The sequence below is a fragment of the Buttiauxella ferragutiae genome, assembly GCF_022637515.1.
Lineage (GTDB): Bacteria > Pseudomonadota > Gammaproteobacteria > Enterobacterales > Enterobacteriaceae > Buttiauxella > Buttiauxella ferragutiae.
In genome coordinates, this window is sequence record NZ_CP093332.1 from 4,755,598 (window position 1) to 4,778,377 (window position 22,780).

Below are 22,780 nucleotides of genomic sequence, written 5' to 3' on the forward strand. Positions count from 1 at the left end.
ATGTCGGGTATATATCTCATCGCGTCGGGTTGCGCCATCTGTGAAGCGATTCCGGTTTAACGATTCTGATTTCTGGCACACTTCACAAAATTGTAAGCAACAACGTTTATATACATAGCCTTCTGTGAACTAGCTTTAAAAAAGGACCTTTAACATGATTAAGTTTAGCGCAACGATCCTTGCCATGCTGATTGCCACCAGCGTTAACGCCGCAACCGTTGACCTGCGAATCCTGGAAACCTCCGACCTGCATAGCAATATGATGGATTTCGATTACTACAAAGACACCCCGACAGAGAAATTCGGGCTGGTGCGGACAGCAAGCTTAATCAATGCCGCCCGTAGTGAGACGCTAAACAGCGTACTGGTGGATAACGGAGATCTGATTCAGGGTAGCCCGCTTGGTGATTACATGGCGGCCAAAGGTCTGAAAAAAGGCGATATTCATCCGGTTTATAAAGCGCTGAATACGCTGGATTACGCCGTCGGCAACCTCGGCAACCACGAATTTAACTATGGGCTGGATTACCTGCATATGGCGTTATCCGGGGCGAAATTCCCCTATGTGAATGCCAACATCATTGATGCCAAAACCAATAAACCGCTGTTCACGCCTTACGTCATCAAAGAAACGGTAGTGAAAGATAAAGACGGCAAAGAGCAAACGCTGCGCATTGGCTATATCGGTTTTGTGCCGCCACAAATTATGACGTGGGATAAAACCAATCTGGAAGGCAAAGTGACGGTTAAAGATATTACCGAAACCGCCCGCCAGTATGTGCCTGAGATGCGTAAAAATGGGGCGGATTTAGTGGTGGTTATCGCCCACTCCGGCTTGTCCAGCGACCCATATCATGTGATGGCTGAAAATTCCGTCTATTACCTCAGCGAAGTTCCGGGTGTAGATACCATTCTGTTTGGCCACGCTCATGCTGTTTTCCCTGGCAAAGATTTTGCCAATATCAAAGGTGTTGATCTTGATAAAGGCACGCTGAACGGTATTCCGGCGGTGATGCCGGGAATGTGGGGCGACCATCTTGGCGTGGTTGATTTGGTGCTGAACAACGATAGCGGCTCGTGGAAGGTCACCAGCAGCAAGGCAGAAGCACGCCCAATCTACGACAGCGTAGCGAAGAAAGCGCTGGTGCCAGAAGACGCCAAACTGGTGGAAGTGATGAAGCACGATCACAACGCCACGCGCGAGTTTGTCAGCAAGCCAATCGGCAAATCCTCCGACAATATGTACAGCTATCTGGCATTGGTTCAGGATGACCCTACGGTGCAAGTGGTCAATAACGCGCAGCTCGCCTACGTTGAAAAATACATTCAGGGCGACCCGGATCTGGCGAATTTGCCGGTGCTGTCTGCTGCGGCACCGTTCAAAGTCGGCGGGCGTAAGAATGACCCAGCCAGTTTTGTTGAAGTGGAAAAAGGCCAGCTCACCTTCCGTAATGCCGCCGATTTGTATCTTTACCCGAACACGCTGGTGGTAGTAAAAGCCACGGGCAAAGAGGTGAAGGAATGGCTGGAGTGTTCCGCTGGGCAGTTTAATCAGATTGATGTGAACAGCAGCAAACCACAGTCGCTGATCAACTGGGACGGTTTCCGCACCTATAACTTTGATGTTATCGACGGCGTCGATTACCAGATTGATGTGTCGCAACCGGCGCGTTACGACGGCGAATGCCAGATGGTGAACCCGAAGGCCGAGCGTATTAAAGGGCTGACGTTCAAAGGCAAGCCAATCGACCCGAACGCGACTTTCCTGGTGGCAACCAATAACTATCGCGCTTACGGCGGCAAGTTTGCAGGTACCGGTGATAACCATATCGCTTTCGCCTCGCCGGATGAGAACCGCTCGGTGCTGGCGAACTGGATTACCGCGAGCAAAGAGATTCACCCGGCTGCCGATAACAACTGGCGCCTTGCGCCAATCCACAGTAATCAGAAATTAGATATTCGCTTTGAAACTTCACCGACGGAGAAAGCCACCACCTTTATCAAAGATAAAGGCCAGTATCCGATGAAAAACGTTGGTAACGACGAAATCGGCTTTGCGATTTATCAGTTGGATTTGAGTAAGTAATCACTCACGCGTCCCGCTCACTGTGGGACGCCATTACCCTTGGCAAATTCCCTTCGATCCAATCAGCCAGTTCAGCCACTTTCTCAGCCACTTCACAGCCCAACGGCGTCAAACTGTATTCCACATGCGGCGGTACCACCGGGTAGGATTTGCGATTCACGAAACCGTCGGCCTCCAGCCATTGCAGCGTTTGCGCGAGCATTTTTTCACTCACCCCGCCCATTTTACGGCGCAGGTCGCTAAAGCGATGTGTACCACCCTGCAAGGCCACCAGAATCAGCACGCCCCAACGGCTGGTGACGTGCTTTAACACATCTCGCGACGGGCATTGTTCGGCGAACAAATTGCCATCACGCATTTGCTCGGTTAACGACAACGGGCGGTTCTCAATCTCACTCATTTCATACTTACCTTTTTGTGCGTACTTACTAAAAGTTAGTGCTGGTGATAGTGTGGCACAACTTAAGCAGAACCCCCACAGGAGATTTATCATGATCGCGATTACCGGAGCTTCCGGCCAACTGGGCCAACTCGTTGTTGAGGAATTACTGAAAACTGTTGCTGCTGACCAACTGGTTGCTATTGTGCGTAACCCAGCAAAAATTAAGGCATTTTCTGAGCGTGGCGTTCAGGTTCGTGCGGCCAGTTATGAAGATAAAACCGCGCTGGTGCAAGCGCTGCGTGGCGTTGAAAAACTGCTGCTGATCTCTTCAAGCGAAGTCGGTCAACGTGCGGTTCAGCACCACAACGTGATTGAAGCCGCCAAAGAAGCGGGCGTGAAACTGATTGCTTATACCAGCCTGCTGCATGCCGATTCTTCACCGCTCGGTCTGGCAGATGAACACATCACAACCGAAGAAATGCTTAAACAATCAGGCATTCCATTTGTGCTGCTGCGCAACGGTTGGTACACCGAAAACTACCTCGCCAGCGTGCCGCCAGCACTGCAACATGGTGCATTTATTGGCAGCGCCGGAGAAGGCAAAATCGCCTCGGCCACGCGTGCAGATTATGCGGCTGCTGCCGCAAAAGTGATGACCCTCGACAACCAGGCGGGCAAAGTTTACGAACTGGCTGGCGACCACGGCTGGACGCTATCTGAGCTGACGGCAGAATTGACGAAACAAAGCGGCACAACCGTGGTGTATCAAAACCTGCCAGAAGCTGATTTTAAAGCGGCTTTGCTCGGTGCTGGCCTGCCAGAAGGGTTAGCCGCAATGCTGGCAAACTCCGATGCTGGCGCATCGAAAGGTGGCCTGTTCGAGGATAGCCGCCAGTTGAGTCAGTTGATTGGCCGCCCAACCACCTCACTTGCCGAAAGCGTGCGTTCTGCGCTGTAATTGTTAACTTTCCGTTAAACCAGGACATCCCTATACTTACGGGGTGTCCTGACGGAGATTAATGTGCAAGGCGTTCCTGAACAGTTCAGTGATGAAAAAGACCACGCTCAATTCCGGCATCTGCCACAGCTGCCCGGCGTTGAGCTTTATCACGCGCATATTTCTCGTTACGCCTTTGAACCGCACACTCATGAAGCCTTTGGTGTTGGCACTGTGACTATGGGGGCCGAGCGTTTTCGTTATCGCGGTGTGCAGCATGTCGCCGCCACGGATTCGTTAGTGTTGATGAACCCTGATGAACTGCATACTGGTGAAGCGGCTACCGAAGATGGCTGGCAGTACCGCATGATTTATCTCGAACCGGACATTCTCGAAGCGGTGACGGGTTCGCGTAACTGGTCATTTAATGAAGTGGTCACTTGCGATCCGCTACGGGCGAGCCACGTATCACGCTTGATTAACGGGTTATGGAACGAAAACGATCCGCTGGCTCAGCAAGGATTGTTGCTGAATCTTATCGATACGTTTAAGCCTTATGCTCACCATTTACCCATGACGCGGCAAGAGTCGGCGCATCGTTTTGAGCAAATTCGGGACTATCTGCACGATAATTATATGCACCCAGTAACGCTTGATGAGCTTGCCGCCGTGGTTTCTCTGAGTCCTTATCACTTTCAACGCATGTTTAAAGCCCATTTCCACGCCACGCCGCATCAGATGCTGATGGCGATTCGCCTGTGGCACGCCAAGCGACTCCTGACGAATGGGATGCCCGCCGCTCAAGTTGCCGCTGCTAGCGGACTCACCGATCAGGCCCATCTGACTCGCGCCTTTTCCCAGCGTTATGGCATCACGCCGGTGCGTTATCAAAAGCAGGTCGCCCGTTAGCAATACCGCAAGCTGGTACAATATTTTCCTCCAGTCCACACCTACACTCTATGCAAAGCATTTAAGTGGATGAAGAAAATGTTAACTGGTGTGTTGTACGCCCTGCTGGCTGGGTTGATGTGGGGGCTGATTTTCGTGGGGCCACTGATTGTTCCTGATTACCCTGCTGCAATGCAGTCAACCGGACGCTATCTGGCGCTGGGGCTGATTGCGCTCCCGTTGGCCTGGTTTGGACGCCAGCGTCTGCGCCAGTTGACCCGCACTGACTGGTTCACCGCGCTCAAGCTTTCGACCATCGGCAATCTGATTTATTACGTCTGCCTGGCCAGCGCGATTCAGCGCACCGGGGCGCCCATTTCCACCATGATTATCGGCACGCTGCCGGTCGTTATTCCGGTATTTGCCAACCTGCTTTATAGCAAGCGTGATGGCAAGCTCCCGTGGCACCGGCTGGCACCTGCGCTGGTGATTATCGCGCTGGGCCTGGTAATGGTGAATACCGCCGAATTACGCACCGGCGAGCTCGATTTCAGTTGGTGGCGATATATCAGCGGCATAGGGCTGGCGTTTATTTCTGTCGCCTGCTGGGCGTGGTATGCGCTGCGAAATGCCCGTTGGCTGCGTGAGAATCCGGATAAAAACCCGCTGATGTGGGCGACTGCGCAAGGGCTTTCTATATTGCCGTTTTCATTTATCGGATACATCGCGGTTTGCTTGTGGATGTCTCGCACCGACAGCGACTTTGCCCTGCCCTTTGGTCCACGTCCGGAAGTCTTTTTAACGTTGATGTTAGCCATTGCACTATTTTGTTCGTGGCTGGGCGCGCTGTGCTGGAACATTGCCAGCCAGCGCTTACCGACGGTAATCGTCGGCCCGTTAATCGTCTTTGAAACCCTGGCGGGACTGGCTTACACATTTATGCTGCGCCACAGCTGGCCGCCGTTGATGACATTACTGGGCATCGTCTGTTTGGTTGCGGGCGTGGTGCTGGCCGTGTTGACGAAACCGCAGAAAAGTACAATCGCTGAAGTGGTTATGACGACGGATAAATAGCGTCTTACCTCGAAATAGTCATAGCGCCGACATAAAGATGCATTTAAAATACATCTTATATTATCGACAACGAGGTATTTGCTCATGGCTTTCCGCGACCAGGCTTTAGGTGAACTGGCTTTAACCATTCCACGCGCTTCCGCGCTGTTCCGTAAATTGGATCTCGATTTCTGCTGCGGCGGAAAGCAGACACTTGAACGTGCAGCGACACGTAAAGAGTTGGATCTTGATGCGATTGAAGCAGAACTAGCAACGCTTGCTGAACAACCAGTTGAGAAAGAGTGGCGTGCGGCACCGCTGGCCGAAATCATCGACCATATTCTGGTGCGTTACCACGACCGTCACCGCGAACAACTACCAGAGCTGATTCTTCAGGCAACAAAAGTTGAGCGCGTACATGCAGATAAACCGAATGTACCAAAAGGCCTGGCGAAATATCTCACCATGCTGCATCAGGAACTGAGCAGCCATATGATGAAAGAAGAACAGATCCTGTTCCCGATGATCAAACAAGGTATGGGTTCACAGGCGAACGGCCCAATTAGCGTGATGGAAAGCGAGCATGATGAAGCGGGTGAATTGCTGGAGGTCATCAAACATACCACCAATAATGTGACACCACCGCCAGAAGCCTGCACCACGTGGAAAGCCATGTATAACGGGATTAACGAATTGATTGATGACTTAATGAACCACATTAGTCTTGAGAATAATGTGCTGTTCCCACGGGCGTTAGCTGGGGAATAAATCAGTAAGATAACCCTCACCCCGGCCCTCTCCCTCAGGGAGAGGGGGAAAACCATACCGTTAGGGTGAGGGCTAAAAAATTACTTACGCATTGCCGCAATGCGCTTCTTGCCGATAAACATCCAGCACACACCTAACACCGCAAACCACAATGGCGTCACCATCAGGGCCTGGCGGGTATCCGTTTCCAGCGTCAGCAGCACAATCACAAACGCGAAGAACGCCATACATACCCAGCACATCAGCTTACCGAGCGGCATTTTGTAGATAGATTTCTCATGCAGATGCGGACGCTGTTTACGATACACGAGGTACGAGCACAGAATAATCGTCCAGACGAACATGAACAGAATCGCCGAAACGGTAGTGATCATCGTAAAAGCGGTAATGACGTTCGGATTCACATAAAGCATCACCACGCCACCCAACAAGCAGATGCAGGAGAAGGTTAAACCTTTCGCCGGAACCGCGCGCTTAGACAGTTTCGCAAAAGCCTTCGGCGCTGCACCATCTTGTGCCAGGCCGTATAACATACGGCTGGTGGAGAACACGCCGCTGTTGGCAGAAGAAGCTGCTGAAGTCAGCACCACGAAGTTGATGATGCTCGCCGCAGCTGGCAAGCCGACCAGAACAAACAATTCAACAAACGGACTTTTATCTGCGACCACAGAACGCCATGGTGTCACGGACATAATCACGATCAGCGCCAGGACGTAAAACACGATAATACGCACCGGAATCGAGTTAATCGCACGCGGCAGTGATTTCTCTGGGTCTTTGGTTTCAGCAGCGGTTGTCCCTACCAGTTCAACGCCTACAAACGCGAACACCGCAATCTGGAATCCGGCAAAGAAGCCGCTCAGCCCTTTAGGGAACCAGCCACCGTCATTCCACAGGTTATTGAGGGATGCTTCAACGCCAGACGGAGAGTGGAAATTGGTTAAAATCATCACCCCGCCAAGGACAATCAGCCCAACGATAGCGACAATTTTGATCATCGCAAACCAGAACTCCATTTCACCGAACATTTTAACGGTGGCGAGGTTCAGGCTCAGCAGTATCAGGATGACTGCCACTGACGCAACCCAATCCGATAATCCAGGGAACCAGAATTGCGCATAGGACGTAATGGCCACGACGTCAGCCATACCGGTGACTACCCAACAAAACCAGTATGTCCAGCCGGTGAAGTAGCCTGCCCATGGGCCTAACAAGTCTGCGGCGAAATCACTAAACGACTTGTATTCAAGATTTGATAGCAGCAATTCGCCCATGGCGCGCATGACGAAGAACACCATAAATCCGATGATCATATAAACAAAAATTATCGATGGGCCAGCAAGGCTGATGGTTTTACCCGAGCCCATGAATAAACCTGTGCCGATGGCACCGCCGATGGCGATAAGTTGGATGTGACGGTTAGTTAAGTTGCGCCGTAGCGACTGTTCGGACGGAGCTTCAGCTACGTCAGCTACTTTAATCTGATCTACCATGTTGTATGTTCCTGTCTGTCTGTGGTGTTCAGGCTCTACTGGCCTTTGAAATGTGATGTTGCCGAAATGTTGCACTGCAAGGCAGCGACAATAATAGGGAAGAATTGATGGGGTGAATATCTGAAAAAAACAATATTGTTAATTTTATGTTGTTTTTGTGTACATAATCACCCTAATAGCGAGAATTGCATCACAAAAGCACCTTATGCAGAAGTAAAACCAGAATAAAATAATGCGAACTAATATTCAGGCAAGTGAAAACCCCGCCGAAGCAGGGTTATTTGAACGCTTACAGAATTTCCAGCAGTTCAACTTCAAAAACCAGGGTGCTGTACGGAGGAATGGACGCGCCAGCGCCACGCTCACCATAAGCCAGGTTATGAGGAATAGTCAGTTCCCACTTTGAGCCAACAGGCATCAGAGTCAGCGCTTCAATCCAGCCTGCGATAACGCCGCTTACCGGGAACTCAGCAGGCTCACCACGTTGTACGGAGCTGTCAAACACGGTGCCATCAACCAGTTTGCCGGTATAATGCACACGAACGTGATCTTTACGCGCTGGGATTGGACCAGTGCCTTGAGTCAGAACGCGGAATTGCAGGCCAGATTCAGTGCTGCTCACGCCTTCTTTGGAGATGTTTTCTTCCAGGTATTTCTGACCTTCAACAGCCATTTCTTTCTGGCGTTCCTGGCGAACAGCATCAGCACGCTCGTGGACTTCACGCAGTGCACGATGAACCACGTCAACTGGAACTGCCGGAGCATTCCCTTCCAGAGCATCACGCAAACCCGCTACCAGCGCTTCTGGCAGCAGGCCTTGCAGACCAGATTCACTGAGTTGTTGACCTACCTGTAAACCAATACCGTAACTTGCTTGCGCTTCGACGCTGTCAAAAGAAGGGGTCGTCATGGGTTTTCCTTTAATGTATTTAAAAGCAGGCCAGCAGCATAGCAGCGTCAATCTATTGGGTAAAATGCAAAAGCGGCAAAGGTGACAAATGCAGACGAAACAGGAACAATGGTTTGAATGAATGCTAAATATCAGTGGCAATAGCGAGTTAGATGACGAGTAGAACGTCACATAAACCTGGATTGTGCAATGCATCAAATAGTTAGCGTTCTATAATGGAAGGGATAATGACAGAGCACATTGTGTATATGAGGAGTGTTGCTGATGCGATTCGCTATTAAACCCTGGCTTGCGCGGATTTGGCACGCACCCGATAACATCCGGCTGATGGACCCACTGCCGGCCTTGCATCGCCGCGGCATTATTATTGCGACACTGGTCGTCGTGACAGGATTTCTGTGGCCAATGCCTGATGAGACAGTCCGTCCGGTCACCCGCGATGCGCAGCTCTCCATTGAATCACAATCCCCAATTCGTGCCCACTTAGTCAACCCACCAGCCAATACTGAACCAGCGACGCCTGTCGAACCTTCTCGCGTTGAGGAACAGCCACAAGCGCCAACCCCACAAGCCAATAATGATATAGAGCAGCAATGGCGTTCATACCGTGTAGAGTCCGGGCAAACCATGGCGCAGCTGTTCCGCGATCATAATTTACCGCCCGCTGATGTTTATTCAATGGCGCAGGTAGAGGGCAACAATAAACCGCTGAGTACTTTGCAAACCGGGCAGATGGTGCAGATTCGCCAGAATGCCAGTGGCGTGGTGACAGGGCTGACAATTGATATTGGTAACGATCAGCAAGTGCTGTTTACACGCCAGCCGGATGGCAGCTTTGAGCGTGCTCGTTAACAGCTGATTTGATTTAGCGGATACAGAAATGCAAAACGCCGGCACAAGGCCGGCGTCTTTACGTGTGAATCAGCGAAAATTACGCTTCAGCAACAACGTTTACGATCAGTTTAGCGAATACTTCGCTGTGAACCTGGAAGTCCACTTCATGCTCACCAGCGGTACGCAGAACGCCGTTCGGTAAACGAACTTCGCTCTTAGCCACTTCAACGCCAGCTGCAGTTACAGCGTCAGCGATGTCACGGGTACCGATGGAACCGAACAGTTTACCTTCGTCGCCAGCTTTAGACGCGATAGTAACAGTTTCGAGTGCGTTGATCTTCGCAGCGCGAGCTTCAGCAGCAGCCAGAACGTCAGCTAATTTAGCTTCCAGTTCTGCACGGCGTGCTTCGAAGAATTCAACGTTTTTCTTGGTAGCAGGAACAGCTTTGCCCTGTGGTACCAGGAAGTTACGAGCATAACCCGCTTTAACGTTAACCTGATCACCCAGGCTACCCAGGTTTGCTACTTTATCAAGCAGAATAACTTGCATTACCTTATCCTCTCAAAGTCATTAATGGACAGTGGCCGATTACTGATGACGATCAGTATATGGCAACAAAGAAAGGTAACGAGCGCGCTTGATGCAGCGAGCCAACTGACGCTGGTATTTTGCACGAGTACCGGTAATACGGCTCGGGACAATTTTACCACTTTCAGTGATGTAGTTTTTCAGTGTAGCGATATCTTTATAATCAATCTCTACAACGCCTTCCGCGGTGAAACGGCAGAACTTGCGACGACGGAAATAACGTGCCATTAGGCTAGTCTCCAGAATCTATCAATTCAATCTGCTCGGCATGCAATACCACTTTGTTCAGCCCATTTTTTGCCTGATGGCAACTAATGAAACCATGAACTGTGAGTACCGTGCCGACCGTTATACTTTGAGTAATGGCTGAGTGTGCGTGCCCGCTAATAATAACTGGCATACGGCACCACGCCTGCCGATCTAAACCGGCTTCCTTTTGCACAGAACGGTGCTCAAGCACGAACTGGCAATGAGGAATTCCTGACGGGCTAACCTTGCGAAGGGGCGTCTTGCACACTGTGCCAGACAATACCAGGCGGTTGGCCGTCATTGGAAATTACTCTTCAGAATCCCCAGCATCTGCATCATCAGCAGTTTCGCTAGCGAAGTCATCGCGACGATCACGACGTTCGTCTTTAGCTTTAACCATTGGTGAAGCTTCGGTTACAGCGTGCTTAGTACGCATAACCATGCTACGGATAACGGCGTCGTTGAAGCGGAAGTTAGTTTCCAGCTCATCGATCACTTCCTGCGGAGCTTCAACGTTCAGCAGAACGTAGTGTGCTTTGTGCAGTTTGTTGATCGGGTAAGCCAGTTGACGGCGGCCCCAGTCTTCCAGACGGTGGATCGTACCTTCTGCTGCAGTGATTGCACCAGTGTAACGTTCGATCATACCCGGAACCTGTTCGCTCTGGTCAGGATGGACCATAAAAACGATTTCGTAATGACGCATCGAATTGCTCCTTACGGATTATTCAGCCTCCTGTCAGGGTCAGCCGCGGCCCATGGAAGCAAGGAACGTGTTTATAAAGGCGGCTGAAAAAATTGACGCGTAATCATACAAGTGCAGCCCGCTAAACTCAAGGCAATACAGAAATTAATTCTTTTGCATGAAGGCTAAAATTTAAACTGCGTACTAACTCAGTGAAATCTATAACTTTGACGTAGATCACTTTAAATTTTTGACCAACACCATCAGAAATGGTCGCTTTTTATTCAACATGATGGAGTTACACTTACTGTCATAGGCCGCCACTATTTATTAACAGGAGCGACGACCGCATCTAACACACTAAGTTGTATACCCTGACTGCTTCAGAACGCTGGGCTATGGGTATAGTGGAGCGGAATATGAAAACTATCGCATTAGCCTTTGTCGCTGCACTTTTGCTTTGCGTGAATGCGACAGCCGCTATCAAAATAGACAACCATCAGGCAAAAAATATGGATGATGTGATGAGCTTAGGGGTGATTTACATCAATCATAATTTTGCTACCGAACAAGAGGCCGAAGTCGCGATTAATGGCGACACGGATCAGCACGGAGCAAAGTACTTTCACCCGATATTGATGAGAGAGCCAGATAGCAACGGCAATATGCGTATCAGCGCTGATATCTATCGGTAATAGAATGCAATGAGGTAATGAAGTAACGCGTTAACACCAGGAATACCACAACGACATAGAAAGCCAACGTTTGACTTGCCCCCGCTTGCGGGGGCCTTTTTATTACGCTTTCTCATTCAAAATACAGGGGTGTTGGCTGCGTTCACTCACCCCGGTCACTTACTTTAGTAAGCTCCCGGGGATTCGCTCTCTTGCCACCTAGCTGTATTTCGAATGAGCTCGCGTAATACCTAATAATGCTCAACTAACGCTGTCCGTAATAAGCATTTGCGCCGTGTTTGCGCTGAAAATGCTTGTCCATCAAATAGCTGTCGATTGGTTTTAACTGCGGGTTTATACCCTGTGCAATCCACGCCATTCGCGCGACTTCTTCCATAACCACTGCATTATGAACGGCATCCTCAACGTTTTTTCCCCACGCAAAGGGGCCATGCTGATAGACCACGACACCAGGCGTGTGCAAAGGATTACCGCTGCCCAGCGTTTCAATGATGACATTGCCGGTGTTTAGCTCGTATTCACTTTGCACTTCATCGCAGGTCAACGGACGAGAGCAGGGGATATCACCCAAAAAGTAATCAGCGTGTGTGGTGCCGAGAGCCGGAATACTGAGCCCAGCCTGCGCCCATGCGGTTGCGTGAGTGGAATGGGTATGCACTACGCCGCCGAGTTCGGCGTACTTTTTATAAAGCGCCAGATGGGTAGCAGTGTCCGAAGATGGTCGATACTTCCCTTCAATGACCGTACCGTTCAAATCCACGATGACCATATCGTCCGCAGACATTTGTTCATACGCTACACCACTAGGCTTGATGGCAATGTATTGCCGTTCACGGTCTATCCCGCTGACGTTTCCCCAGGTAAACGTCACCAGACCATGGCGCGGTAATGCCATGTTTGCTTCAAATACCTGTTGTTTAAGCTGCTGCATCACCGGCCTCCTGCAACCCAGCCGCCGCCATTCGCGCCAATACCCAATCGCGAGCGGCAATGACTTCGGCAATCGGATCCGCCGCAGTCTCACTCCACATTTCAATTAAATATGGGCCACGGTAGCCACTGCGTTTTAATGTTTCAAAACAGCGCTCAAACTCCACTACCCCACTGCCGAAGGGAACATTTTTGAATACCCCGGGACGCGTGTCTTTTACATGTACTGCCACGATATGTCCGCGCCCTGCTTCGAGTTCCATCTGAACGTCGTTATCCCAGGCGGATAAATTCCCGATGTCCGGGTAAAGCTGGAACCACGGGTTATTCAGGTAATGTGCATACCCCATCGCTTTGCTGATGGAATTCATCAGCGGGTAGTCCATGATTTCCATCGCCAACGTGACTTGCGCACGGCTCGCCATTTCGACTGCCAGAGTCAAACCTTCACGAAAGCGACGGCGAGTTTCATCGTTAGCTTGCTGGTAATAAACATCGTACCCAGCCAGTTGGATGACGCGGATACCCACATCCTGCGCAAACTTAATGGCTTTGCGCATTATCTCCAGCCCCTGATTACGCACCGCGTCGTCTTCGTTTCCTAGCGGGTAACGGCGATGCGCACTCAAGCACATCGAAGGCACGCGAACGCCGGTTTGTGCTACAGCCTGAACCAGCGCTATTCTCTGCTCGCGGCTCCAGTCCAGACGCGCCAGGCGCTCATCGGTTTCATCAACTGACATTTCGACAAAATCGAACGCCAGGCTGGCGGCAAGCTGCAATCTTTCGAGCCAGCACTCCCCTGCAGGGAGCGCTTTTTCGTAGATACCTAGCGGAACTTGCTTATGTAACATGAGCCGTCCTTAACCCCAGAGCTGGGCGATAGTGCGCTTAAACTGGCGTGCTGCTTCTACCGGAGATTGCGCATCACGAATACTTCGCCCGGCGATAAACACATGGATTGGAATACCTTTAAATAGTGGTAAATCCTCCAGAGCCAGGCCGCCGGTCACCGTCACTTTAAAGCCCATATCGGAAAGGCGTTTGATGGCACTGATATCTGCTTCACTCCATGCCACCCCAGCGGCTTGCGCATCACGACTTCGGTGATAAACCACCTGTTCGATTCCTGCGGTGCGCCATTCCTGTGCCTGTTCCCACGTCCAGAAACCGGTCAATTCGATTTGCACATCTCCGTTAAATTCACGGGCCACTTCCAGTGCACCTTTGGTGGTGTTGATATCGGCACAGCAAATGACGGTCACCCAATCGGCATTGGCTTCAAAACACATCCGCGAAAGTATTTTCCCGGCATCGGCGATTTTGGCATCTGCCAGTACAATTTTATGTGGGTAGAGCGCCTTGAGATCGCGCACAGCTCGCACGCCCTCCCCGACACAAAGAATGGTCCCCACTTCAATAATGTCGACTTCTTCAGCTATCAGGCGCGTAGTTTTGTATGCGTCTGACATGGTTTGGTTATCCAGCGCAACTTGCAGCATCGGTAATGAATGAGACATGAAAAGCTCCTTAAGCAGTTGCCAGCGCCGTAGCGCGGTCAATTAAATCCAGCACTTCCTGTTCGGAACGGCAGGCGCGTAAACGGTCAAAATTGGCTTCATCTTCAAACAGATTCACAATCTGCATGATGCCGATTTCCTGATGGGTGGTGGCATCAACGGCCGCCATAGTGATGAGGATGTCCACTGGGTCGTTATCTTCATGGTTGAACACCAATGGTGTTTTCAGCGTCACCAGTGAAAAACCGGTGCTTTTCACTCCTTCCTCTGGGCGACCATGCGGCATAGCAAGGCCCGGAGCGATAACGAAGTAAGGGCCAAATTGCGCCACACCATCGAGAATCGCCTGGTAATATCGCGGTTCGACGATGTCTGCCTCCACCAGCAAATCGACGCCGATTTTTACCGCGTCCTGCCAGGTTTTGGCTTCAGCCTGTAAACGTACGGAATGATTTTGTGCCAGAGAATCACGTAATTTCATTGGCGTTCCTTACTTCAGATCCTGAGGAAAATGCGCGGTGATCACTTCCATCAACTTTGGTCCGAAATCCGCCGCAGAAAGCATATTGCGAACCCCCACCACATGTTTGTTGCCGGTCACGGTGATTTCACCTGCGATGTGCGTCGAAGCGATAATCACATCGGCACCGCTCAGTTCACTTTTGTATTCCCCCACGGCACAACTGTTTACGGAATGATCAACACCTTGCTGCGTCAAAAACTGATCCACTTTCATTTTCATGATCATGGAACTGCCTTGCCCGTTACCACATACAGCCAGAATTCGTACGGTCATAATCTCAATTCCTTAATTGGCGGAGGATTCCGTCAGTTGTTTTTCAGCATCTTCTTCCTGGCGCAAGGTGCGCCCGGCGAAGAACATGTAAACCAGTGCAATGACTATCACGACCCCCATAAACCACAGGCCCAGTGTTAATCCTTCCATTAGCGGAGGTGCCAGAATCGACCAGTCGGCCATGCCCATCCAGGCACTGAGTCCGGTAAGTTTTACCGCCCAAACGCAACCGAAGATTTCAATCATGCCCATCACCAGGCAGATTTTTAGTGCAGCACGCCAGCCGCCAAAGTGGTTGGCAAACACGCCAATGGTGGCGTTCGAGAAGAACATCGGGATGAAACCAGGAATAATCATGATGGAGGAGCCAGCGGCGATAAGAATACCGACAGCGATAAGCTGGCCGATGGTTCCCCAGATAAAGCCCCACACCACGGCGTTAGGCGCAAAGCTATAGATAGCCGCACAGTCAATGGCAAGCACCGCACCGGGAATCAAGCGCTGCGAAATACCGTTAAACGCTTCGGAGAGTTCAGCAACAAACATCCTGACGCCCTGCACGATAATGAAAATCGCCACGGCGAACTGGAAGCCGGTTTGCAATATGTAGATAGTCCAGTGTGTTTTACCCGCCATAGCCTGCATGACATCAATGCCGAATGAGCAAAGAATCACACCGAAAAACAGCGTCATTACAATGGCAGTTGAAACGATATTGTCATGGAAGATGTTGAGCCAACCGGGCAGTTTGAGGTCTTCAACGCTCTCCTCTTTTTTGCCCAAATACGGCGCAATTTTATAGGCGATCCACGAGGCGAATTGCTGTTGGTGGCCAATGGAAAAACCGCTATTTTCCGTCACAGCTTGCGTAGGTTTGTACATCATGTTTGAGGTGATGCCCCAATAGAGGGAAACCAGAACAGCGGTGCAGATGATGGTCGTCCACATCGGATACCCGAGAATAAAGAAGAACACCGCTATTAAACCGGCTTGCTGGAACATGATGTGCCCAGTCAGCATGATGGTGCGAATCCCCGTCACGCGCCGTAACAGCACATAAGTTATGTTGAGAGCCAGCGCCAGCAACACCGCGTACCCCACCCAACTGTAAGCGTCCCCCATCCTTTCGATAGTGGCCATCATTGAGGCATAGGTATCTGAGATCGCGCCATTAATTCCATAAACCTCAGACATTTTTGCCACTACCGGTTTAAACGTGCCGGTCAAAATGCCAGAGCCTGCTTGTAACAGCATGAAACCAATAATGGTTTTGATGGTGCCTTTGATAATCACACTGGCGCTTTTTCGCAGCAGCAAGTAGCCAAGACAAGTGACAATCCCCAACAACAGCGGGGCGTTGGTCATTAGCTGGTTAAAAAAGATGGTAAAGACGTTGTAGAGGATCTCCATAAAGCTCTCCGTAGGGTAGTCGCTCCCTGTTTTGATGAGAAAACAGGCTGAAGTAATGTTCGCCCTCACTTTATTTGTCAAAAGTAATCACAACAAGATTGAAAATGATTAATTGTGAGATGCCACGCAATTTATTTTCCACAGTTTCACAATGGTTAATGCTTCATAATAAATTCAGACAAATAATCACTAAATATCATGTGAATAGTGAGAGTAAAGCACTGCAGCGATGTCATTAAGTGAGTTTTTTATGGAATCAAACAGCAAACAAGAAAACTAAAAAACACTTCTCAAGTTAATTTTTTGATGTCAATATCAATCAAATTAAATCATTTAATGACCACTGTTGATTTTAAATTCTGAATGGAAAGGAGAGAAATGATGAGCAAGGTTAAGACGATTACCCGCGAATCCTGGATATTGAACACCTTCCCGGAGTGGGGAAGTTGGCTGAATGAAGAAATTGAGCAGGAAGTTGTCGCTCCTGGCACTTTTGCCATGTGGTGGCTGGGCTGCACGGGTATCTGGTTGAAATCTCAGGGTGGTGCGAATATCTGTGTAGATTTTTGGTGCGGAACCGGCAAACAAAGCCACGGTAACCCGCTAATGAAAAAAGGCCATCAAATGCAGCGCATGGCTGGCGTCGAGAAGCTACAACCAAACTTGCGTACCACGCCATTCGTGCTCGATCCTTTCGCCATTTGTCATATTGATGCAGTGCTGTCGACGCATGATCACAACGATCATATCGACGTCAACGTGGCTGCTGCCGTAATGCAAAATTGCGCTGATGATGTGCCGTTTATCGGGCCACAAACCTGCGTTGATTTATGGATTGGCTGGGGAGTTCCACGCGAACGCTGCATTGTGGTGAAGCCTGGCGATATTGTGAAAGTGAAAGATATTGAAATTCATGCGCTGGATGCCTTTGATCGCACTGCACTTATTACACTACCTGCGGATGAAAAAGCACTGGGCGTACTGCCGGATGGCATGGACAAGCGGGCGGTAAATTATCTGTTCAAAACACCAGGCGGCAATCTGTATCACAGTGGCGACTCCCACTATTCCAACTACTACGCCAAACATGGCAATGACCACCAGATTGATGTGGCACTCGGTTCTTATGGCGAGAACCCACGCGGGATCACCGATAAAATGACCAGTGCTGATATTTTACGTATGGCGGAGTCACTGAATACTAAAGTTGTCATCCCGTTCCATCATGATATCTGGTCGAATTTCCAGGCCGATCCACAAGAGATCCGCGTCTTATGGAACATGAAGAAAGATCGCCTGAAATACGGCTTTAAGCCGTTTATCTGGCAAGTTGGCGGCAAGTTTACCTGGCCGTTGGATAAAGATTTATTCGAATATCACTATCCTCGCGGTTTTGATGACTGCTTTACCCTCGAACCAGACTTACCGTTCAAATCCTTCCTGTAATAACATAAAGCCGGGTTTACGCCCGGCATCTTCAGCATAACTTTAGGTGTTTCATTATTTTTCAAATATCATCTTTAAAAATCATCTTTCCTCGGGAATAAGCATGACCGAAGCACAACGCCACCAAATCTTGCTTGATCTGCTCCAGCAGACTGGGTTTGTTACTGTCGAACAAGTTATGGAACGCCTGGCAATCTCTCCCGCTACAGCACGTCGTGATATCAACAAACTGGATGAAAGCGGCAGGTTAAAAAAAGTCCGCAATGGTGCCGAAGCCATTAGCCAGCAGCGCTTACGTTGGACGCCAATGAATATACATCTGGCGCAAAATCATGATGAGAAAAGCCGTATTGCCAGCGCCGCTTCTGCCCTCGTAAAACAGGGAGAAAGTGTGGTGATTAACTGTGGGTCGACCGCTTTTTTACTCGGCCAGCAGATCTGCGGAAAACCCGTGCAGATCATTACTAACTATCTGCCGCTTGCTAATTATCTTATCGATCAAGAACATGAAAGTGTGGTGATCATGGGCGGTCAGTACAATAAAAGCCATTCCATCACCCTTGGGCCTCAAGATAACGATACTTCGCTGTACGCCGGACACTGGATGTTTACCAGCGGTAAGGGTTTGACTGCGGAAGGGCTTTATAAAACTGACATGCTGACGGCAATGGCTGAGCAGAAGATGCTAGGTGTGGTGGGTAAACTGGCAGTACTGGTTGATAGCTCGAAGGTGGGCCAACGTGCAGGTATGCTTTTTAGCCGGGCTGAGCAAATTGATTTAGTCATCACCGGTAAACAAGCAAACCCTGAAGTGGTCAAAAAGCTTGAAGATCAGGGTGTGCAGGTCATTCTTGTGTAATCAAAGATATTCGCTAAAAAAGCGGCTGGTCGCCTCAAGCGCTGAAGGGGTAATACGATGCTTCACTCCCGGTTCACGCAAGCAAAGAAGCTGTTTGTCCAGCCCCTTCTCAATCAGTGCCTGTTGTAAACGCCAGGTTTCTGCCGCCGGAACTACGTCATCTTCTTCGCCGTGCCACAGCATTAGTGGCCGGTTCCCGGCCTTTTCCAGTTGATGGCTGATGTCGTAGTCTGCAAGTTTGTTAAGTGATTCCAGATCTAACACCTGCGGTGGGAACAAACTTTTACCAAGCGATATGAAATATCCCGACCCCATCAGGCATGCCACACAACTCACTTGCGGGTAACGCGCCATAATTCCAAGAGCGGTCATTCCTCCCATCGACGCACCACCTACTGCAACACGATGTTCATCTATGGGATAACGTTCGCACAGTGCCTTGTGAAGCTGAGAAAACTCATCAATATTTTGTTTGAGAATCGACCAGAATTGATACAGCCGCGCCGCATCGTCTCCATTGAAACGGGAACCATGCTGCTCGGCATCAGGCATAATCACGCGCATTCCGGCCTGAGCGAGTGCGACAGCAAAGTAGCTGTACACCAGTTTGGATGACGTAAAACCGTGATAGAAAAAAACTACCGGCAGTTTGCTTTCTTTTTTCCCGGCAGGTACAGCATGCAGAACTTCGATACCGCCTAACTGCTCGGTGTACATTTCTATCATTGGAATCGCTCCGGATCATTGTGCGTCTTCTTTTGTAAGCCAGCATTCACTAGATGGCAAGCCATGTGCTTACATAGATTCTTATTCACTATGAGATCTGCTTAGCGATTTTCATTCGAAAGTGATTAAAAAGCGCGGGGAAGCTAACAGAATGGGAACATTCCCTCTTCCCAGAAAAAAACCGGGGCTACACTATGGCTATTAAGAGACGAGAAACGATCATGCGACTGCTATCAGCTTTGCTACTTGTGACAGCACTCAGTGCCTGTAGCGTGTTACAGGGTACACCGCAACCCGCACCGCCGGTAACCGAAAGTCCTCAGGAAATTCAGCGTTCGCAAACGCAAGGATTAACCAAAATAGGGACAGTGACAGCACTCGAACGCGGCTCACCAATGGACTCTGAGCGAGCGATAAAAGAGAAAGCAATTGCTGCGAAAGCGGATTACTACCAAATCTTGTTAAACGATGAGACGGTGGTTCCGGGACAGTGGTATGCCCAGGCAATTTTGTATCGCAAGTAATGCAGTGCGGTGTTTACCTTTATTAAGATTTACACAGCTTTGCGTCAACTGATCGTTTGTTATGCACAATGAACTTCAGCCAACGGACAGGTCTGGAGTTCAACTAACGCGAAGGAATGCCCTGCTGATTTAGGGTAAGTATTAAAGGAGCTAACTATGAAACGATCGCTTGCCTTAACCTCATTACTGCTGTCCGTGGGGCTAATTACAACATCGGCGCAATCGGCAGAAGATGTTGCCGCAGATTGTGTGACGGGTTTGAATGAAATCGGCATGATTTCAGTAAACGGTATCGCCGGTACCGTGCAAGATGTGGAAAAAGTCATTGCCTTAAAGGCCGATGAGCACGGTGCGTCTTACTATCGTATCGTCAAAATGCAGGAAAACCAGCTTGCTGAAGGCTGGCGTGTACAAGCCATTATTTATGCGTAAATAAGCCAGCAGCCATTTAGCTCAACGCTATAGCGCTGGCTTTTATGTTTCTATCCAGTACGCCCCGTCGCTCGCAGCAGCACATCAATCAATACTTGATTCGGTAATACACTTTCCCCACGCGAATCCAGCATCATACGACACCAGGCCTCGCCCAATGGTGGAGAGAGATGTTGTAAAACTTGTGTGCCGGTTGCCAGTAGCGCCAGCAGCCGTGTCAGTTCCCTGCCCCACTCTTCTTGTGGTTTGTGCAGCCGCTGTTGCAACTGCCGCCAGCTACGATCGAAATGCCGGTTTTGCCCCTTTACCTCATCAAATTCTGCATGCAGCATTTCCATAGCACCCGGCTGTTTAGTCAAAACACGCAGCACATCAAGGCTCATGATATTGCCGGAGCCTTCCCAAATACTGTTCACCGGCATTTCACGATAAATACGAGGTAATTCGCTGTCTTCGCAATAGCCGATTCCCCCGAGTACTTCCATCGCTTCTGCGACAAACGGGATACCTGATTTACAGACGCTAAACTTGGCAGCTGGGGTAAAGAGGCGGCTATAGGCCAATTCATGTGGGTTAGCAGGTGATTCCCAGGCGCGAGCCAGACGGAACAGAAACGCCGTTTGCCCTTCAAGTTGCAATGCCATTCGTCCAAGCACCTGGCGCATAATAGGATGGTCGATCAGCGTCTTGCCGAATGCTTGCCGTTGATGTGCGTGATACAACGCAACCGAGAGCGCACGGCGCATCAGGCCATGGCTACCCAATGCACAATCAAAACGGGTGTAGCCACCCATTTTCAGAATCGAACGAATCCCTTCGCCTTCCTCGCCAATAAGCCATGCTGTTGCATCGAGAAACTCGGCTTCACTGCTGGCGTTTGAACGATTACCAAGCTTATCTTTCAACCGCTCAAAGCGAACCTGATTGCGCTGCCCATCCGGTAAAAAGCGCGGCAGGAAGAAGCAGGACAACCCACCTTTCGCCTGTGCCAGAACTAAATGAGCATCACTTTGTGGAACGGAGAAAAACCACTTATGGCCGACTATGCGATACATTTCGCCAGGGCCGCGTTTGTCGATGGCTTCAGCGCGAGTGGTGTTGCTGAGTACATCCGAGCCACCTTGCTTTTCGGTCATCCCCATGCCAATCAACAGGCCACGTTTTTGCGCACCGGGTGCAAGATGGGCATCGTAACGATCGCTGAGCATCGGCTTCAGCCACGGTTGAAACTCTTTGGGTAGATGCTTAAGCAAGAGAGGGATCGCACCAAATGTCATGGTTATCGGACATAACGTGCCTGCTTCCACTTGTGCGTGCTGAACAAAACGCGCTGCACGGGCAACAAACGAGCCCTGCCTGGCATCTTCCTGCCACGGCAAATTATGAACCCGATTGGCACACAATCCCTGCATCAACAAATGCCAGGCGGGATAAAACCGCACATCATCAAGCCGTTCGCCGCTAGAGTCATAACGAAGTAATTCAGGGGGATTCGCGTTTGCCAGCCGCCCGAGTTCCAGCGATTCAGCCGAGCCGAGTTGTTGGCCAATACTCGCCAGAAGTTCAGCATCCCAGCCAGCACCTTCACGTAAAACAGCTTCGGTTAACGAAATATCAGAAAGAAAAAGGTTACTGTTGTTGAGGGGTATTGGTTGGTTAAAAACGGTATGAGTTTGCCAGCGCATCGTGTTCCCTCCCATTAATGGCATAGCCATTAGTATGGACGGTGACAGCGCTTATGCATGGAGGAGGATCACAAAGCGGGGTGCGAGCGCACCCCACAAGAGATTAACTGCGTTGACGCACAGCTTCGAACAGGCAAATACCGGTCGCAACGGAAACGTTCAATGAAGAAACCGTTCCGGCCATTGGGATGCTAATCAGCTCATCGCAATGTTCACGCGTCAGGCGACGCATACCTTCACCTTCAGCGCCCATCACCAGCGCCATTGGGCCGGTCATTTTGCTCTGGAATAAAGTATGGTCAGCTTCGCCCGCTGTACCGACGATCCAGACGTTCGATTCCTGTAATAAGCGCATAGTGCGAGCCAGGTTGGTCACACTAATAAGCGGAACGTGCTCTGCGGCACCGCAGGCCACTTTCTTGGCAGTCGCGTTCAGCTGGGCAGATCTGTCTTTCGGAACGATAACCGCGTGCACGCCAGCGGCATCTGCACTACGCAGGCAGGCACCGAGGTTGTGGGGATCGGTAACGCCATCCAGAATGAGCAGGAACGGGGTATCGATACTGGCAAGCAGGTCTGGAATATCATTTTCCTGATACTGACGACCCGGTTTCACGCGAGCAATAATGCCCTGGTGCACCGCGCCTTCAGATTTTTCATCCAGCCATTGGCGGTTTGCCATTTGAACCGGCACACCCTGAGCTTCCAGCGCATGAATTAAAGGCATCAGACGTTTGTCTTCACGGCCTTTAAGAATAAAGACTTCCCGAAAACGCTGAGGAGCGTTATCAAGCAGTGCCTGGACGGCGTGAATGCCGTAAATCATTTCACTCATTACTGTTACTCATTTCAGGTGCTGATGCACCGTTGTTAATGCTGATATGGT

General features: G+C 50.2%; 27 protein-coding genes. 11 read left to right on the forward strand and 16 right to left on the reverse strand.

Going from position 1 to position 22,780, the window contains the following annotated elements; genetic code table 11:
- Nucleotides 1–154: 154 nt before the first annotated feature.
- Entirely contained in the window at nucleotides 155–2,086 is a 1,932-nt protein-coding gene (locus tag MNO13_RS21935) for a bifunctional 2',3'-cyclic-nucleotide 2'-phosphodiesterase/3'-nucleotidase (RefSeq protein ID WP_241939315.1), read from the forward strand.
- Nucleotides 2,087–2,090: 4 nt separating this feature from the next.
- Here the strand turns inward: MNO13_RS21935 and MNO13_RS21940 are convergent, their stop codons facing one another.
- Nucleotides 2,091–2,486 carry a winged helix-turn-helix transcriptional regulator gene (locus MNO13_RS21940; protein ID WP_241939316.1) on the reverse strand — a complete coding sequence of 132 codons (396 nt, stop codon included), beginning with the start codon at nucleotides 2,484–2,486 and terminating at the stop codon, nucleotides 2,091–2,093.
- A 91-nt stretch (nucleotides 2,487–2,577) separates the two neighbouring features.
- On the opposite strand from MNO13_RS21940, the gene MNO13_RS21945 reads away from it, so the two are divergent.
- From MNO13_RS21945 to ytfE, 4 genes are all read left to right on the forward strand, one after another.
- Nucleotides 2,578–3,426, forward strand: coding sequence for an SDR family oxidoreductase (locus MNO13_RS21945; RefSeq protein ID WP_241939317.1), 849 nt, complete (start codon nucleotides 2,578–2,580; stop codon nucleotides 3,424–3,426).
- 63 nt (nucleotides 3,427–3,489) lie between these two features.
- On the forward strand, nucleotides 3,490–4,314 hold the full coding sequence (locus MNO13_RS21950) for an AraC family transcriptional regulator (protein WP_064540679.1): 825 nt from the start codon (nucleotides 3,490–3,492) through the stop codon (nucleotides 4,312–4,314).
- 78 nt (nucleotides 4,315–4,392) lie between these two features.
- Complete coding sequence (locus tag MNO13_RS21955; RefSeq protein ID WP_064540682.1) at nucleotides 4,393–5,367, forward strand: DMT family transporter; 975 nt, start codon at nucleotides 4,393–4,395, stop codon at nucleotides 5,365–5,367.
- An 84-nt stretch (nucleotides 5,368–5,451) separates the two neighbouring features.
- Nucleotides 5,452–6,114: an iron-sulfur cluster repair protein YtfE gene (gene ytfE, locus MNO13_RS21960; RefSeq protein WP_064540685.1), complete on the forward strand. Its 663-nt coding sequence runs from the start codon at nucleotides 5,452–5,454 to the stop codon at nucleotides 6,112–6,114.
- An 80-nt stretch (nucleotides 6,115–6,194) separates the two neighbouring features.
- On the opposite strand, the gene cycA is transcribed toward ytfE, so the two are convergent.
- Nucleotides 6,195–7,607 (reverse strand): D-serine/D-alanine/glycine transporter, encoded by a 1,413-nt coding sequence (gene cycA / locus MNO13_RS21965; RefSeq protein WP_064540688.1) that lies wholly within the window; start codon nucleotides 7,605–7,607, stop codon nucleotides 6,195–6,197.
- A gap of 289 nt (nucleotides 7,608–7,896) precedes the next feature.
- Nucleotides 7,897–8,517, reverse strand: a complete 621-nt coding sequence (gene fklB, locus MNO13_RS21970) for a BamJ family beta-barrel-assembly machinery protein (protein WP_064540691.1) — start codon at nucleotides 8,515–8,517, stop codon at nucleotides 7,897–7,899.
- 264 nt (nucleotides 8,518–8,781) lie between these two features.
- Here fklB and MNO13_RS21975 point away from each other — a divergent pair, with 264 nt between their 5' ends.
- Complete coding sequence (locus tag MNO13_RS21975; protein ID WP_064540693.1) at nucleotides 8,782–9,369, forward strand: OapA family protein; 588 nt, start codon at nucleotides 8,782–8,784, stop codon at nucleotides 9,367–9,369.
- Between the two features lie 79 nt (nucleotides 9,370–9,448).
- On the opposite strand, the gene rplI is transcribed toward MNO13_RS21975, so the two are convergent.
- From rplI to rpsF, 4 genes are read right to left on the reverse strand one after another with little or no spacing between them, the layout of a single operon-like run.
- The gene (gene rplI, locus MNO13_RS21980) at nucleotides 9,449–9,901 is read right to left on the reverse strand and encodes a 50S ribosomal protein L9 (protein WP_064515713.1); all 453 of its coding nucleotides are present in this window, start codon (nucleotides 9,899–9,901) and stop codon (nucleotides 9,449–9,451) included.
- 39 nt (nucleotides 9,902–9,940) lie between these two features.
- Nucleotides 9,941–10,168: a 30S ribosomal protein S18 gene (gene rpsR, locus MNO13_RS21985; protein WP_002210155.1), complete on the reverse strand. Its 228-nt coding sequence runs from the start codon at nucleotides 10,166–10,168 to the stop codon at nucleotides 9,941–9,943.
- Between the two features lie 4 nt (nucleotides 10,169–10,172).
- Nucleotides 10,173–10,490, reverse strand: coding sequence for a primosomal replication protein N (gene priB / locus MNO13_RS21990; protein WP_064540696.1), 318 nt, complete (start codon nucleotides 10,488–10,490; stop codon nucleotides 10,173–10,175).
- Nucleotides 10,491–10,496: 6 nt separating this feature from the next.
- Nucleotides 10,497–10,892 (reverse strand): 30S ribosomal protein S6, encoded by a 396-nt coding sequence (gene rpsF / locus MNO13_RS21995; protein ID WP_034492828.1) that lies wholly within the window; start codon nucleotides 10,890–10,892, stop codon nucleotides 10,497–10,499.
- Between the two features lie 398 nt (nucleotides 10,893–11,290).
- On the opposite strand from rpsF, the gene yjfY reads away from it, so the two are divergent.
- Nucleotides 11,291–11,566 carry a DUF1471 family protein YjfY gene (gene yjfY / locus MNO13_RS22000; RefSeq protein WP_064540699.1) on the forward strand — a complete coding sequence of 92 codons (276 nt, stop codon included), beginning with the start codon at nucleotides 11,291–11,293 and terminating at the stop codon, nucleotides 11,564–11,566.
- Between the two features lie 244 nt (nucleotides 11,567–11,810).
- Here yjfY and MNO13_RS22005 read toward each other — a convergent pair whose 3' ends face one another.
- From MNO13_RS22005 to ulaA, 6 genes are read right to left on the reverse strand one after another with little or no spacing between them, the layout of a single operon-like run.
- On the reverse strand, nucleotides 11,811–12,497 hold the full coding sequence (locus tag MNO13_RS22005) for an L-ribulose-5-phosphate 4-epimerase (RefSeq protein ID WP_064540703.1): 687 nt from the start codon (nucleotides 12,495–12,497) through the stop codon (nucleotides 11,811–11,813).
- Nucleotides 12,484–13,350: an L-ribulose-5-phosphate 3-epimerase gene (locus tag MNO13_RS22010; RefSeq protein ID WP_241939318.1), complete on the reverse strand. Its 867-nt coding sequence runs from the start codon at nucleotides 13,348–13,350 to the stop codon at nucleotides 12,484–12,486. The genes MNO13_RS22005 and MNO13_RS22010 overlap by 14 nt, the downstream gene beginning before the upstream one ends.
- A gap of 9 nt (nucleotides 13,351–13,359) precedes the next feature.
- Complete coding sequence (locus MNO13_RS22015; RefSeq protein WP_133522965.1) at nucleotides 13,360–14,016, reverse strand: 3-keto-L-gulonate-6-phosphate decarboxylase UlaD; 657 nt, start codon at nucleotides 14,014–14,016, stop codon at nucleotides 13,360–13,362.
- 10 nt (nucleotides 14,017–14,026) lie between these two features.
- Nucleotides 14,027–14,497: a PTS ascorbate transporter subunit IIA gene (gene ulaC, locus MNO13_RS22020; RefSeq protein ID WP_064540709.1), complete on the reverse strand. Its 471-nt coding sequence runs from the start codon at nucleotides 14,495–14,497 to the stop codon at nucleotides 14,027–14,029.
- Between the two features lie 9 nt (nucleotides 14,498–14,506).
- The gene (ulaB, locus tag MNO13_RS22025; protein ID WP_064540712.1) at nucleotides 14,507–14,812 is read right to left on the reverse strand and encodes a PTS ascorbate transporter subunit IIB; all 306 of its coding nucleotides are present in this window, start codon (nucleotides 14,810–14,812) and stop codon (nucleotides 14,507–14,509) included.
- A 12-nt stretch (nucleotides 14,813–14,824) separates the two neighbouring features.
- Nucleotides 14,825–16,222: a PTS ascorbate transporter subunit IIC gene (gene ulaA / locus MNO13_RS22030; protein WP_241939319.1), complete on the reverse strand. Its 1,398-nt coding sequence runs from the start codon at nucleotides 16,220–16,222 to the stop codon at nucleotides 14,825–14,827.
- Nucleotides 16,223–16,603: 381 nt separating this feature from the next.
- Between ulaA and ulaG the strand changes: the two genes are divergently transcribed.
- Complete coding sequence (gene ulaG / locus MNO13_RS22035; RefSeq protein ID WP_241939320.1) at nucleotides 16,604–17,668, forward strand: L-ascorbate 6-phosphate lactonase; 1,065 nt, start codon at nucleotides 16,604–16,606, stop codon at nucleotides 17,666–17,668.
- A gap of 103 nt (nucleotides 17,669–17,771) precedes the next feature.
- Nucleotides 17,772–18,527 (forward strand): HTH-type transcriptional regulator UlaR, encoded by a 756-nt coding sequence (gene ulaR / locus MNO13_RS22040; RefSeq protein ID WP_064540721.1) that lies wholly within the window; start codon nucleotides 17,772–17,774, stop codon nucleotides 18,525–18,527.
- Here ulaR and yjfP read toward each other — a convergent pair whose 3' ends face one another.
- Nucleotides 18,528–19,253: an esterase gene (gene yjfP / locus MNO13_RS22045; RefSeq protein ID WP_121814464.1), complete on the reverse strand. Its 726-nt coding sequence runs from the start codon at nucleotides 19,251–19,253 to the stop codon at nucleotides 18,528–18,530.
- A gap of 194 nt (nucleotides 19,254–19,447) precedes the next feature.
- On the opposite strand from yjfP, the gene bsmA reads away from it, so the two are divergent.
- The gene (bsmA, locus tag MNO13_RS22050; protein ID WP_064540727.1) at nucleotides 19,448–19,777 is read left to right on the forward strand and encodes a biofilm peroxide resistance protein BsmA; all 330 of its coding nucleotides are present in this window, start codon (nucleotides 19,448–19,450) and stop codon (nucleotides 19,775–19,777) included.
- 156 nt (nucleotides 19,778–19,933) lie between these two features.
- Nucleotides 19,934–20,209 carry a YdgH/BhsA/McbA family protein gene (locus MNO13_RS22055; RefSeq protein WP_064540730.1) on the forward strand — a complete coding sequence of 92 codons (276 nt, stop codon included), beginning with the start codon at nucleotides 19,934–19,936 and terminating at the stop codon, nucleotides 20,207–20,209.
- Nucleotides 20,210–20,259: 50 nt separating this feature from the next.
- On the opposite strand, the gene MNO13_RS22060 is transcribed toward MNO13_RS22055, so the two are convergent.
- Nucleotides 20,260–21,894 carry an isovaleryl-CoA dehydrogenase gene (locus MNO13_RS22060; RefSeq protein ID WP_241939321.1) on the reverse strand — a complete coding sequence of 545 codons (1,635 nt, stop codon included), beginning with the start codon at nucleotides 21,892–21,894 and terminating at the stop codon, nucleotides 20,260–20,262.
- A 103-nt stretch (nucleotides 21,895–21,997) separates the two neighbouring features.
- Entirely contained in the window at nucleotides 21,998–22,729 is a 732-nt protein-coding gene (gene rlmB, locus MNO13_RS22065; RefSeq protein WP_034492799.1) for a 23S rRNA (guanosine(2251)-2'-O)-methyltransferase RlmB, read from the reverse strand.
- Nucleotides 22,730–22,780: the final 51 nt, after the last annotated feature.